At 46.9% G+C, this 13,640-nt stretch carries 10 protein-coding genes; 8 read left to right on the forward strand and 2 right to left on the reverse strand.

Features of this window, described 5'->3' with window-relative positions; genetic code table 11:
* The first annotated feature begins 66 nt into the window (after positions 1–66).
* The 4 genes from WBG78_RS28175 to WBG78_RS28190 all read left to right on the forward strand — a co-directional run bounded on the left by WBG78_RS28175 (position 67) and on the right by WBG78_RS28190 (position 5,015).
* Complete coding sequence (locus WBG78_RS28175) at positions 67–399, forward strand: PadR family transcriptional regulator (protein WP_337329874.1); 333 nt, start codon at positions 67–69, stop codon at positions 397–399.
* A 27-nt stretch (positions 400–426) separates the two neighbouring features.
* Positions 427–3,069: an ABC transporter permease gene (locus WBG78_RS28180; protein ID WP_337329875.1), complete on the forward strand. Its 2,643-nt coding sequence runs from the start codon at positions 427–429 to the stop codon at positions 3,067–3,069.
* Between the two features lie 161 nt (positions 3,070–3,230).
* Complete coding sequence (locus WBG78_RS28185) at positions 3,231–4,049, forward strand: SDR family NAD(P)-dependent oxidoreductase (RefSeq protein WP_337329876.1); 819 nt, start codon at positions 3,231–3,233, stop codon at positions 4,047–4,049.
* Positions 4,050–4,166: 117 nt separating this feature from the next.
* Positions 4,167–5,015, forward strand: a complete 849-nt coding sequence (locus WBG78_RS28190) for a phosphate/phosphite/phosphonate ABC transporter substrate-binding protein (RefSeq protein WP_337329877.1) — start codon at positions 4,167–4,169, stop codon at positions 5,013–5,015.
* A 110-nt stretch (positions 5,016–5,125) separates the two neighbouring features.
* Here the strand turns inward: WBG78_RS28190 and WBG78_RS28195 are convergent, their stop codons facing one another.
* Complete coding sequence (locus tag WBG78_RS28195; protein WP_337329878.1) at positions 5,126–6,472, reverse strand: vanadium-dependent haloperoxidase; 1,347 nt, start codon at positions 6,470–6,472, stop codon at positions 5,126–5,128.
* 37 nt (positions 6,473–6,509) lie between these two features.
* Positions 6,510–6,908: a rhodanese-like domain-containing protein gene (locus tag WBG78_RS28200; RefSeq protein WP_337329879.1), complete on the reverse strand. Its 399-nt coding sequence runs from the start codon at positions 6,906–6,908 to the stop codon at positions 6,510–6,512.
* A gap of 377 nt (positions 6,909–7,285) precedes the next feature.
* On the opposite strand from WBG78_RS28200, the gene WBG78_RS28205 reads away from it, so the two are divergent.
* The 4 genes from WBG78_RS28205 to WBG78_RS28220 all read left to right on the forward strand — a co-directional run bounded on the left by WBG78_RS28205 (position 7,286) and on the right by WBG78_RS28220 (position 13,489).
* The gene (locus tag WBG78_RS28205; protein ID WP_337329880.1) at positions 7,286–8,431 is read left to right on the forward strand and encodes a sensor histidine kinase; all 1,146 of its coding nucleotides are present in this window, start codon (positions 7,286–7,288) and stop codon (positions 8,429–8,431) included.
* Positions 8,406–9,638, forward strand: a complete 1,233-nt coding sequence (locus tag WBG78_RS28210; protein ID WP_337329881.1) for a sensor histidine kinase — start codon at positions 8,406–8,408, stop codon at positions 9,636–9,638. Before WBG78_RS28205 ends, WBG78_RS28210 begins: the two co-directional genes overlap by 26 nt.
* On the forward strand, positions 9,635–10,345 hold the full coding sequence (locus tag WBG78_RS28215; RefSeq protein WP_337329882.1) for a LytR/AlgR family response regulator transcription factor: 711 nt from the start codon (positions 9,635–9,637) through the stop codon (positions 10,343–10,345). Before WBG78_RS28210 ends, WBG78_RS28215 begins: the two co-directional genes overlap by 4 nt.
* 132 nt (positions 10,346–10,477) lie before the next feature.
* Positions 10,478–13,489: a sensor histidine kinase gene (locus WBG78_RS28220; protein ID WP_337329883.1), complete on the forward strand. Its 3,012-nt coding sequence runs from the start codon at positions 10,478–10,480 to the stop codon at positions 13,487–13,489.
* Positions 13,490–13,640: the final 151 nt, after the last annotated feature.

The raw sequence follows: 13,640 nt of genomic DNA on the forward strand, positions 1-13,640 counted from the left end.
CTTGCAATGTGCCTGCTGATTGTCTTATTTACTTAACAAAATATAAGGTTATCGTAAATAAAGGATATGACAAGAGAGTTTCTCGGCGAATTTGAGGAGTTGGTCCTGACTATGGTGGCGGCACTTCGCGAGGATGCCTACGGTGCCGCAATTGCCGACGAGATTCAAAGTCGCCTGAATCGCGAGGTGAATCTGAGCGCGGTGCATGTAACCCTGTACCGCCTCGAAGACAAGGGCTATGTCAAGTCGAGTCTTGGAGGAGCAACACAGGAAAGAGGAGGACGACGCAAAAGAATATTCACCGTCACAAGTGCTGGAATGGCCACTCTTAAAGCAATGCGTGCAGCACGCGTTGACCTCTGGAACCTTGTACCTCAGTTGAAACTGATCGTAGGCTGATCGATTAATAAGCGCAGTTCAGGTCGTATGAATGAACAAACTTCGCCGGCATCAAAGGAACCTTCTGAGAACGTCGTCCGCGACTGGTCCCTGCGTTTATTACAACGCGTTTGTCCCTCCTGGCTGTATGAAGAAATTGAGGGCGATCTCATTCAAAGGTATAAAAGAGATGCCCTCAGATCTGGCGAGCCAGCTGCCCGTCGTCGCCTTAGATGGAATGCCATTCGCTTTTTGCGTCCGGGCATACTGATGCGTAATCAATTAAGATTCAACGTAACACCAACTCATATGATCCGTAATTATTTTACAATCGCTCTCCGGATAATGGGACGGAACAAGGGCTACACTGGCATAAATGTGCTGGGCCTTGCCATGGGTATGACAGGTGCGCTTTTACTTGGACTATGGGTCGTTACCGAATTTAGCTATGATCAGTTTCACCAGGACAGCGAGCGACTCAGCATCGTCTGGAACAGGGAGAAACAGCAGGGTGGGGACGTTATGTGTTGGAGTGCAACGCCCAGGGTACTGGCCAGCGCACTAAACGCTGACTTTTCTTCTATAGAATCTACCGCGAGTTTTGCCGATTACAACGAGACATATCTGTTCACAGCCGGTGATCGGAAAGTAATTAAGAATCAGGCAAACTTCGTTGACCCTTCCTTTCTTACAATGTTATCTTTTCCAATGATCAGGGGTGACGTAAAAACTGCGCTGAATGACCCGAACTCGATCGTGCTGACAGAGAAGTTTGCAAAGCAATTGTTCGGTGACCAGGAAGCATTGGGAAGCGCTCTTACAGTTGCTCAGGGAGAGTACAAGATACCGTTTACCGTTAAAGGTATATTGAAGGACTTACCTTCCAACACCGATTTCCATTTTGACTACCTGCTTCCGTTCTCATTTATTGAAACCAATTTTGGTAAGGAAGAAAACTGGGGTAACAACTCGGTGGTTACGCTGGTGAAGATCAAACCAGGAGCGGCCATGGAGGATGTGAGTAAACAGATCCGCGACCTGAAGAAAAAGAACATTCAGGGTGAGCAAACTGAACTCTTTCTATATCCACTTGAGCGTGGGCATTTGTATTCCGGATTTGAAAATGGAGTGCCATCTGGCGGCAGGATCAAAATCATCAGGATGATCGCATTACTTGCGGTCATTCTTGTGCTCATAGCCTGCATCAATTTTATTAATCTGAGCACGGCACGGGCATCCCGGCGAACCAAAGAGATTGCGATACGCAAGGTTACAGGAGCAGTCCGGAGCGCTCTCGTCTTGCAATTTTTGTGTGAGTCTGTTCTTGTCGCATTGTTTGCTGCCGTCATTTCTATTGCAGCCGCATATTTGTTGCTGCCTGCCTTCAACGCCCTGATAGGTCTGTCGCTCAGCATGAACCTGAAGACCATGGCATTCTGGTTGCCCATAGGTACTGCCGTCTTCACTGTGGGACTACTGGCCGGCGGATATCCTTCCCTGTATCTGTCAGCACTGTCACCTCTCAGCATTTTTCGCGGTGGTTGGCTGGAGCTGGGTAAGAGTCGCGTAAGATCTCTGCTGGTCGTCATGCAATTCGGGTTCGCGCTTACATTGATTGTCTCGACCGTTGTTGTTTATAAGCAAACAAGGTTTCTGCAGGAGCGAAGCATTGGCTACAACAGGAATAATCTGATTTATCAATACGTGACAGGAAATCTCCTCAAGGATTTTGTGAACTACCGCGAGGCCTTACTTTCCTCCGGCTACGTTTCATCTGTTACCCGCACCAGTTCTCCTGTAACGCAACGGTTGAGCAATACGGGCGGCATGAGCTGGAATGGAAAGGACCCGTCCGACAATTCGATCATCGAACGCTTCTCCATTGACCAGCACTTGTCCACCACCATGGGTGTCGAAATAGTGCAAGGCAGAGATCTGGACCTTATGAAGTATCCTTCCGATTCAACCGGAGCATTAATAAATGAGGCAGCCGCACAATTGATGAAATTTGATAATCCCATCGGCGAACTGATCAGGGACTCAGGCCGCGAGTGGCACGTCGTTGGTGTTGTAAAGGATTTTGTTTTCACTTCGCCATACCGCCGCGTTGAACCGATTGTTATGCAGGGAGCAAAACTGGGTGAGCATATGGAGGGAGTTGTTCATATCAGATTGAACGATGAGCGTCCTGTAAGCGAGGCGATCGGTGCAATAGGAAAGGTGGCAAACAGATTAAACCCTGATTATCCGTTCGAGTATCAGTTCGTTGATCAGGAATACGCGCGCAAGTTTGCCAATGAAGAAACAACATTGGCGATCACCAGCATCTTTAGCGGTCTCGCCATATTCATAGGATGTCTCGGGTTGCTTGGGTTGTCAACATATTACATAGAGGCTCGCATTAAGGAAATAGGTATTCGTAAAGTGCTGGGAGGATCTATAGCCAGTATCATTGGCTTACTTGCCAGAAGTTCTCTGCGTCCGATACTGTGGGCCATTTTATTATTCAGCCCGGGTTCGTGGTGGGCAATGCACTGGTGGCTGCAAACTTACGAATACAGAACGGGCATCTCGTGGTGGATAATCCCCGTAGCATCAATGACGCTGCTGGCAATGGCCATGGCGACAATAATCTTCCAGATCTATAGGGCCGCGAAGATCAGCCCGACGACAACCTTAAAGGCTGAATAAATATCCGGAGACCAACGTAACAACTAATGATACGGGCCGCATTCTGCCCGCTACCTTGACGCATTCACCCCTTGGTGAGGCGATCCTGCCTTCCTATTTTTGCTTAACGAATTTGGATTATAAGTGAATCTGAATCAACCTATCATCATTAATTCAGGAGTATGTTGCTGGTAAAAAAGAATGCTGTAATCTATGGAGGTGGCGGTTCGCTTGGCTCGGCTATAGCCCAGGCGTTGGCTAATGAAGGAGCGCGTGTATTTGTTGTCGGTCGCACTATGGAATCGGTTCAGCGAACTGCCGATGGCATTACCGGCAGTGGCGGATTGGCCGAGGCCGGACAGGTAGATGCATTGGATGAAGTCCAGGTCAAAGATCATCTCGATGACGTTATACGAAGATTCGGTACGATAGACATTTCGTTTTGTGCCATCGACCTGAACCCTGTTCAGGGATTGCCCCTTGTTGACCTTAAAACGGAAGATTTCGTGAGACCCGTCATGCTTGCAACCCGATCCCTGTTCGTTACGGCAACAGCCGCCGCGCGAATCATGAAGCAACAACGCTCTGGCTTGATTCTAACCCTCACGGCGACATCTTCCAGTATCACTTATCCTTATACCGGAGGATTCGCACCGGCTGGCGCCGTTATTGAGCTCGTCACCAAAAATCTGGCTTCCGAACTCGGCGTGTATGGCATCCGTGCTGTGAACATTCGTTCAGGAGGCTCGCCCGATTCCCGTGTCTTCAAGGACGTCATTGCCAGTAATCCCGAGCTTATGAAAAACGTATTGCAGGGAATGGAGGACGATACTATGCTTAAACGCCTTCCATTGATGAAGGACATTGCACAGGTCGCAGTGTTCCTCTGTTCTGATCACGCGCGACAAATAACTGGCGTTTCCATCGACGTTACCGCAGGCTCCACTTCAGGTCTCAATTACCGGGTTGCCCGCGAGGGGAACTGGCCTCGTGAATATTGATTTATCGTCGCGGACCAGTCTCAAAGCAGACCATCTGATAATACGACAGTCAATCGAGTACGCATCTGTTGTTAATAACAGAATTCCGTTATTCGATAAACAAAGATCCCCGTCGTTATGCGATTCTTATTCCTGCTGCCATTTTTCCTGGCCGTAACGAATGTTCTGGCCCAGGAGGTAGATTTTTATCTTACCCCATCCATTTCCAACCAGGTCCTTGAAAAAAACGGAAGCTACATTAAAGAGTTTCTCGGGAAGGAAACCGGAGTAACGATCAATCTCATTATCCCATCTTCGTACGATGAACTGGTGGACGGCTTTGGAAAGCCTAATCCATGTTTTGCGATCATGAGCAGCCTTAGTTACGTGCATGCAAATAAGAAGCACGAGGCCGTTGTAAAACTGCGTACTGTCCGTTACGGACGCTCTGTATATCAGGGAATGATCGTTGTTAGCGCAAATAGCAACGTGAAGGACATCAAGGATCTCAACGGTAAGTCTATTGCGTTTACAGATGAGTTATCGACATCAGGGTATTTGTATCCGAAAAGCATGATGCAGAAAGCCGGAGTAAAAGCAGGAAACGAAGTGTTCGCCAGGAAGCACGACGAAGTGATTAAACTTGTCTACGAGGGAAAAGCAGATGCGGGTGCAGCCTTTTATTCACCACCGTCCTCGAAAGGCGAAATTCACGACGCACGCGCCCGCGTTAAGGCAAAATATCCAGATGTTGAAAAGAAAGTGATTGTACTTGCAACCACAGACCCTATTCCAAACGACCCGATCGTTTTCTCGAAGAAGTTTGATCCGGAGACGGCAAGAAAACTCTACACGGCTCTTGTAAAACTCTCAACAGATGCGCAGGGGAAGCAGGTGTTATTGGAATTATACGGAACTGAAGGATTCACAAAGGCTTCCGACAGTGATTATAATTCCCTTAGAAGTTTATTAACCAGCCTGAAGTAAATGACTATTAACGCGGTTCAGATCAACGGTTCAACCCGTTGATCTGAATGGGTAACCGCGCCAGCAGGTGTTTCACACAACGTGTTAGCAGCATGTAAATATTGAAGTGGTTACTTCAAAAAGTTCACTTTTGCTTCTATGTTCTGAGCTGTTTTCTTACCCTGTTTCTTTCCTTCCTCACAGGAGTAACGGTAGTGAATACCACCGTACAACCTCGACATTGATATTTCTTCCATCATCGCATCGAACGATTCATAGTGACGCGACCCCAGATTCTCGGGACCGTTGCCAATATCAGCGGTCACTCCATCATATGCTGTGTCGGTGAAAGGAACGTTGCTTCCATAGATTCCTGCGAGTACATACGCCAAACTGCTGCTGAAGATAGCGTGATTGGAAGGGAAGTCGGGGAATCCAGGTGTTGCAAGAAAGGGCTTCCACGCAGGATTAGCTGTCGGATCGATCACCGTACGTATATAGGAGAATGGTCGCTCTGCCCAATGCGTATACTTTGCCTTGAATGAGCCGGTGCTCGCGTCAAGCATCGTGATGCCAAGCTTTGCATACGTATATGCGGCCTTCTCAAGGTCGGGATCAAATTGATTGATCACATCCTTCAATGTTACCAGGTAGTGAGCGCCAGCCGGATATCCTGGATTAGAGTCATTGAAGTATTTCGCAATCAGTTTTTGTTCATGTGTCAGGGATTTCGATACGGTGTAAACTTCATTCATGTTCACATAGTACGGCGAGCTTGCGTCGGTACTGTAGCCCAGGGGTGGCGAAATGGCGTTGTCAAGACTACCGGTTACGATTAAACGATTGTATCCCCAATATGGATTTACCGGCGCTGCACCGGTCTCCGACTTCCAGATTCCATTGCCGGTTGGGACAGTGTACGACGTGGGCCAGGCAGCATTGTCGCTCTTTGCCCAGTCGAAAATAAGATTGGCTACCTCTTCGCCGAATGCCACAGACCTTTCAAATACAGCATCACCAACTTCTGATCGGTACTGGGTGTTAAGCCCATCTCTCAATGCCGTAACGGCCTGTTCATTATAAGCGGCAGTTACAGGACTAAAGAACTTCTGCGTCATAGTGCCCAGTGCTGCATGCGCCGCTGCGGGCCAGTAATACTCCACACCGCTCTCGGGATTAGGCATCGCAGGCATTTCTGTAAGTTGTCCTGACAAGGTGCGATAAGACGGCATTCCCGGTAGTATTGCTTCATACAACGCAACTCCGCAGTAGGCCATATATCGCGATGGGTTAAATCCAAATGGATTGCCGGTAGCGACATATAACATCGACGTCTGCACTTCAAGCCAGCGTTCAACAACTTCTGAAGAGTATTTTCTTGCAGAGGTATCGGGAGCATCATCTTCGTCGCATGCAACCGGAAGAATAATGACAACAATCAGCGTGCAAAGTAGTTTCTTAAGGAAGGGTAAGTTCATAATGTAATGAGTTGAGGGTCTTTTTTGATTTAGTTTTCTATTTAACGGTAGGCATATTCGCCGCTTGCCATGCTTTAAAACCGCCATCGATGTGAGCGATATTGTTGTAGCCCATATCTTCGAGCGTCTGCACGGCCAGCGCACTGCGTCCGCCGGAAGCGCAATACAGGATCAGCCTTTTGCTTTTATCAAATTCGGGTCTGTGATATGGCAGCGTTGAATCAGCATAGAATTCAAGCATGCCGCGTGACGCATGAATGGCGCCTGCTATATAACCTTGACGAAATTCGTCTGCCTCGCGAACGTCAATAAGAACAACGTTTCCCCTGGCAAGCTCTTCGCTTGCCTTCTGCGGAGTAAGGTTTTCAATTTCACTTTTCGCCTGCTTTACAAGATCTGTCGCCGACTTGAAGACAATGATGGGATCAGTTTTCATGATAGGGATTTATTTATGTTTAAATTCTTGGATTTGTCTAACCGTGTAGGCCCACCGGTCGTCGCGCAGATACATGAGCAGACGTATCCAACGCAACGATTCCGGATGGTATTAACCCAAAGTAACAGCCAACTAAAACCATGATATTTTTACCAGTTCGCCAATGTGTTTGTGAATGTGTTGTGAAAACTAACGTGCAGATTTTGCCCTCGCTAACATGAATAGCCCAACGAAGAACATGTCAGAAATAAAGCGGTTGGCCCGCCTGAAGGGCATTCAAAGAATTACTAACGTAGTTCGTCGCAATTTTTTGTCGTATGTCTTTTTGTGCATCCCGGAGGACAGGTATTTCGGCGTATTCACTAACTTAGTAATGCATGAAGCGCCTCAACGAATTCCTAAGCAACGACTTCATTTTTTCTCCACGCTATCGCGTTTGGCGGCATGTGATCTATTGGTCTTTTCATGTTACAATCTGGGCTACCTTTTGGCTCGTGATCGGCGTCCCTTTATCCTTTGGACGCCATCTGCTAAACATGACCATGTGGGTTCCCGTTTTCATCCTATTCAGTTACCCTCTCGTCTATGGCGCAATTCCTCATCTGTTGCTGAAGGGGAGGGTATCGTTGTTCTTTCTTGTCATGCTGGCATGGGGTGCCGTTGGGCTTTTCATCGATGCAGCCTATCGTTCTTATGTCCTCATACCAGTGCAGGAAGCAATGGGTCTGGATAACATCCTTCCAAGGGGACCTTTGCCATTCTGCTATCTGTGCATGACAACTTCTGCCGCGAGCCCGATGATCATCAGATTCTTTAAACTTTGCACACTAAAGCAAAGAGAGTGGATGCAGGCGCAAAAGGAAAAAGTAACGGCAGAGTTACAGTTATTAAAAGCTCAGGTTCATCCGCACTTCCTCTTCAATACGCTCAATAATATTTATTCATTTTCGATGGATAATTCTCCCAAAACGCCTGGGCTTATTCTCAAGTTGTCGTCATTACTTAGTTACATGTTGTATGAATGCGACACAAAGGAAGTGTTTCTCGAAAAGGAGATGGAAGTGATGAAGAATTACATTGACCTGGAAAGAGAACGATATGGCAGCCGCCTTGACATATCGTTCAGTGTTCAGGGTGACGTAAAGGAAAAACTAATCGCCCCATTGTTATTACTGCCATTTTTGGAGAACGCTTTCAAACACGGCATTTCACAGCAGATAGGACGCTACTGGTTAAGTGTTGATGTACTGGTTAAGAACGATGCACTGCGCTGTAAGATCATCAATAGTAAAAATGAGTACGTTGCTTATCGTGAAAATGGTATCGGCATCAGGAACGTCAGGAAGAGATTACAGTTCCTGTATCCTGGAAAGCACGAGCTGAAGATCAGCGATGAAGGCAACTTTTTCGTCGTGTCCATGGCTGTTAAGCTGGTAAGCAGATCAGCATCGATTATTGAGTCTCCAGGACGGCCGATCAATACCGAGTTCATAAAAAATGAAGACCCGCAGCCTGCATATTGACAATGATCTGACGCACAAGCCGGCCGGCTGGATCGAGGCATTAAAGGTCAGACTTGAAGTGCTAAATGATTACAGAAAGTCGCTCGACGCCTTCCTGTTGAACGAGTTTGTGTTCTCACCTCGTTATCGCATAACGAGGCATGTCGTTTACTGGACGTTTCACGTAACTATATGGGCAGTGTTCTGGACGATCATGAACACAGCGCCGGTAACTTTCTGGCGATATGTTTTTAATATGATCTTGTGGGTTCCCATTTTTATTTTGTTTGGATATCCGCTTGCCTATTGGGCCGTACCACGCTTGCTGTTTAAGGGCAAGGTTGTACAGTTCTTTCTGATCGTTCTTGCGTGGGGCGCAGTAGGCCTTTTGATTAATGGCGGCTACCGTACCTACATTTATGTTCCAATACAGATCATGCTTGGCTTTGAATTTATACCCGCGAAGGGATTTCAGCCTCACAGCTATTTGTGCATGACTACTTCTGCCGCCAGTCCCATGATTGTGAAATTCTTTAAACTATGGAGCCACAAGCAAAAGGAGTGGATGGAAACGCAACAGGAAAAAATTGCTGCAGAACTTCAACTGCTGAAAGCTCAGGTTCATCCGCATTTCCTGTTTAACTCCCTCAATAACATCTATTCCTTCTCGGCGGATAATTCGCCGAAGACCCCGGGACTGATCCTTAAACTGTCTTCGTTGCTAAGCTACATGCTTTATGACTGCAACACTGAACAGGTTCGTCTTGAGAAGGAGGTTGAAATGATGAAAAATTACATAGATCTCGAAAGTGAGCGGCATGGCAGCAATGTTGATGTGTCGTGGAGTGTCGATGGCAATATCCGCGACAGCTTCATATCGCCTTTGCTGATGCTTCCATTCCTTGAGAATGCCTTTAAGCACTGTATGGCCGTCGAAGTGGAGCGCCATTGGATCAGCGTTGATATCTCTGTAAAGTCCGGCTTGTTGCGCTGTAAGGTGGCGAATAGTAAAAGCGAATTTATACTCTACGACAGGGACCGTTCCGGTTTGGACATTAGCAACGTAAAGCGGCGGCTGGCCGTGATGTATCCTGAAAATCATGAACTGAAAATGCATGATGAAGGCGACTTCTTTGTGGTGTCATTACTCGTTAAGCTGAATGGATACAGAAAAATATCGTCCTGGTCGTCTCAGTCATCATTGTCATCAATAACTCAAGTCTCGTGAAACTGCGGTGTCTGTTGATTGATGATGAGCCACCAGCATTGAAGGTGCTGTCTAACTATATAGGTACCATCAATGGTCTCGAGATCGCCGGACAGTGCAAGAACGCGCTTGAGGCGTTGGACGTGCTAAGGCACAAGCCTGTCGATGTGATCTTCCTCGATATCAAAATGCCCCACATCATCGGAACCGATTTTCTAAAGAGTCTCTCGCAGCCGCCAAAGGTTATATTCGTTACCGCATATCGTGAATTTGCAGTGGATGGATTCGAGCTCGATGCTGTCGACTACCTGGTGAAGCCAGTATCGTTTGAAAGATTCCTCAAGGCCATCACAAAGCTCAATCGCCTCATGGGACGTGACACGGATTTCATTGCAGAACATGAAGCCCCGAAAACAGCCTCCTTCATCTATCTTAAAGTCGATCGCGACATGAAGAAGATATTCGTGAATGATATCGTCTACATCGAAAGCTGGAAAGATTACGTCAAGGTCTTTCTGAATGGTGGAAAGAATGTGCTGGCAAAGCAATCAATCAGCGCGCTGGAAAACCTCTTATCTGATCATAAGTTCCTGCGGGTGCATCGATCTTACATGGTGTCGTTCGAAAAGATATCAGGTTACAACGGTGTTGCCGTCCAGCTGGCCGGCCATGAGATACCCATAGGCAGACTTTACAAACAGGCTGTGATGGAGCGCCTTCAGGAGTAATCCTACTCCGTTCCCTTCTTCTCGTTCTTCGGCTTTCCGACGGTAGCTCGACAAACAAGACTGGCGCCCGGGCGTTGAGTTGCTCAATTAAAGTGTTAAATTAATGTAGCTCATCCAACCTCCCCAAAACGCATGTTCCGAGGCTTCGGTACAGTATTTTTATTGCTCATTTTTATTTCCTCGACGGCGCAGGATTACAACTTCAAGCGCTATCGGGTAGAAGAGGGATTGCCCAGCGATATCATCAAAGCCTCGATCCAGGATTCATTGGGCTATTTCTGGATTGCAACCGATGAAGGCCTTGTGAAGTATGACGGCATCCGTTTTACCGAATACAGAGCGGCTGTTCACAATCACTATATGAAAGGATTTCTGAAGACCAGGAGTGGAAGACTCCTGGCATTCGGTGATCTTGACGTATTAGAGATAAAAAATCAGGGCCAGAATGTAATCTTCGAACAGGTATGCCAGGTAGTGCGCGATCACGCCAATGATTCATCCCTATCGTATCCAAAGCTGTTATATGAGGATGGTAACGGAACCATATGGGTGAGCGAATCGCAATCCGTAGTCCGGTTGCAGGACAAAACCCTCCGACGATTTGAATTTGATTTAGCGGACAGAACGCCGCGTTTCCTTCGTGCTTTTTCCTTCTTTGAAGATGAAGCAAAGAACCTGTTCACGGTCTCTTATCAGGGTCATGTATTTAAATTCGATGTGGCTAAGGATTCGTTCGAGCCGGTTGGAAGGCAGTTTCCGCGGAATGTTGAATTTGCTTCTGTTATCGGTGGTAGCCTGGTCGTTGGCGTACATGATGGACTCTACACTGCACCGTTGCTAAAGAACGGTGGCTTTGGTGATTTGAAACGCAGATTTCAGGCAGCGGAAGTTTCGTTCATCACAACAATTCGCGATCAGAAAGTGTTTGTAGCCACTCATGGAAATCGTCACTTCGTCTACGATCTGGCCACGGATAGTTACAGCCAGATTCCGCTTGCTATTAATAACGTTAATCATGTTTATGTCAGCAATGAAAGTGACATATGGATCTCTGGAAACGATGGATGGGTCCGGATGAAGGAGAATCTTTTTCAGACGGTTTCGGAAAATATTAATGATTTTATTGAATCGATTGCTGAGGATATTCATGCAGACAAGATTTACTATGCTACTCAATCCACCCTGTACAGCTACGATAAAAAGACGAAGACCAACAGCACCATCTTTGAAATGGAAGATGGATATTTCCAGTCGATACTGGTAACCGATGAAGGCATCTGGGCGGCTAACGCGTTTCAGGTACTGCTGCTGGACGGAGCTCATGTAAAACGTAATTTCGACTTTAGCGCCAACAGAAGGTTTGTGACTCAGTTGAGGAGGGATCGTGACGGCAACATTTGGCTCACTATTCCTGGCAATCACTCCGCATACAGGATCAATCCTCAATATAAACTTGAATCCTTTGAGATACCGATCGGCAGTAAGGGTGTGGTTAATGGTGTATATGTTGGAAAGGACGGCATTTACGCTGCCTCTAATGGCCGAGATTCATATTTGTTCTTCAAGCCTGACAACGCGACGCAGTTCAGAAACATAAGCCTTCCCATCAGCTTTCCGGTTATAGGTGATTTCAATGTTACAGACATGGCCTTCCTTGATGGCAATATTTGGCTCGCGACCAGCGAAGGCTTGCTGAAGTACAGCAATGGTTCGGTGAAGAAGATCATGCTGGGATCGAAGTTCGCAGAGCAGTCAGTGAAGCTCGTAGAAGTTTATGGACGTAACCGGCTGCTGCTTTCAAACGCTTTTGGCGTAATGCTTTTCGACCCTGCAACCGAAACGCACGATTTGTTTAATGAGAGTTCCGGTCTTCCGTCGAATGCTATTGGACACGGAGGGTTACTTGTGGCGCGTGATCAACAGGTTTGGGTGGGAACTTCGAAAGGATTGTGCTATGGTTCACAAATGTCGTCCGGAAGGCAGGAAACGCCCAGACCGCGCTTTATTGAAACACGTATCAACGGACTGCCTAGAGGTATTCAATCAGGCGCTCACGTTGCCTTTCGCGATTTTATTTCGGTGCTGGTTTCCTCTATCACGTTTCCTGAACATGAACTTACAATTCAATACAGAGTTCAGCCAGACACCGCCTGGCTTACTACTCAGGCACAATTAATATCTCTGCCATCGCTTGATCCGGGCGGCCATGTTCTGGAAGTGAAAGCGAAGAAAAGCGGCCCCTATGGTTGGAGTAAAGTATCTTCATTGTCGTTTACAGTAGAACAGCCGTTCTGGCAGAAGCTGTGGTTCTTTGCTCTCATCTTGCTCGCAGTGTCAGTGCTTGTAACGGTGTCGTTCGCGTTCGCTCAGGCGGAGAACAGAAGGAAGAACATTGCACTTCAAAAGCTGATCGACGAAAGAACAATTGCTCTCAAGCAAAGCAACGAAGATCTGATTGCTTTAAATCAGGAGAAGAACAACCTCATTGGAATCGTTGCCCATGACCTGAAGAGTCCGCTGAACCAGGTGCAGGGGTTGATATCTCTTATTAAGATGACCGGCTCAATCGATGAACAGAGCGAGCGATACATCAACGTAATGATGGACAGCACGGTTCGCTTAAATGAAATGGTATCGAAGATTCTCGATGTGAATGCGATTGAATCAAGACAACTGAATCTCACTATGGAGCGCGTATGTATTTCCGACATGGTGCATGCTATCGTTGAACGCTATACCTCAGACGCATCAAAGAAAAACATAAAAATAAATAGAGATGTCGCCCAGAATATCTTCATAACCGCCGACAAGAGCTACACCGGACAGGTCCTCGAAAACATTCTCAGTAATGCTATTAAGTTTTCACCTCATGAGCGGGAAGTCTTTGTATCTCTTGTTGGCGACAACGGCGAAGCGATCTGCGAGGTAAGAGACCAGGGGCCAGGACTTAATGACGATGATAAGAGCCGTTTATTCGGGAAGTATCAACGCCTCAGCGCAAGGCCTACCAACAATGAAAACTCAACAGGACTCGGTCTGTCAATAGCCAGGAAGTTTGTAAATGAAATGGACGGAAAGATATGGTGTGAAAGTGTGGGAGGCAGAGGTGCAAGTTTTTTTGTTTCGTTTAAGAGAATAGCATAATGTCATTTCAATAGGATGAAGGGTGGAAGGAGCAGGAGTAAAGTTTGTAGCTGAGACCGTCGTCTAGCTACACAGTGGTTTTCGGAAATTCGAGCTTCGTGTGCGCGTCAACATCGTCTTCCCAATACGGGAAGAGTTGTTTTTTATTTAG

Source organism: Chryseolinea sp. T2 (assembly GCF_037203685.1).
In the GTDB taxonomy this organism is placed as follows: domain Bacteria; phylum Bacteroidota; class Bacteroidia; order Cytophagales; family Cyclobacteriaceae; genus Chryseolinea.

What these genes read in the sequence shown, in the direction of transcription:
- WBG78_RS28195 (WP_337329878.1), bottom strand. Translation starts at nt 6,472, where the DNA reads ATGAACTTACCCTTCCTTAAGAAACTACTTTGCACGCTGATTGTTGTC.
- WBG78_RS28190 (WP_337329877.1), top strand. Translation starts at nt 4,167, where the DNA reads ATGCGATTCTTATTCCTGCTGCCATTTTTCCTGGCCGTAACGAATGTT.
- WBG78_RS28220 (WP_337329883.1), top strand. Translation starts at nt 10,478, where the DNA reads ATGTTCCGAGGCTTCGGTACAGTATTTTTATTGCTCATTTTTATTTCC.
- WBG78_RS28175 (WP_337329874.1), top strand. Translation starts at nt 67, where the DNA reads ATGACAAGAGAGTTTCTCGGCGAATTTGAGGAGTTGGTCCTGACTATG.
- WBG78_RS28200 (WP_337329879.1), bottom strand. Translation starts at nt 6,908, where the DNA reads ATGAAAACTGATCCCATCATTGTCTTCAAGTCGGCGACAGATCTTGTA.
- WBG78_RS28210 (WP_337329881.1), top strand. Translation starts at nt 8,406, where the DNA reads ATGAAGACCCGCAGCCTGCATATTGACAATGATCTGACGCACAAGCCG.
- WBG78_RS28185 (WP_337329876.1), top strand. Translation starts at nt 3,231, where the DNA reads ATGTTGCTGGTAAAAAAGAATGCTGTAATCTATGGAGGTGGCGGTTCG.
- WBG78_RS28180 (WP_337329875.1), top strand. Translation starts at nt 427, where the DNA reads ATGAATGAACAAACTTCGCCGGCATCAAAGGAACCTTCTGAGAACGTC.
- WBG78_RS28205 (WP_337329880.1), top strand. Translation starts at nt 7,286, where the DNA reads ATGAAGCGCCTCAACGAATTCCTAAGCAACGACTTCATTTTTTCTCCA.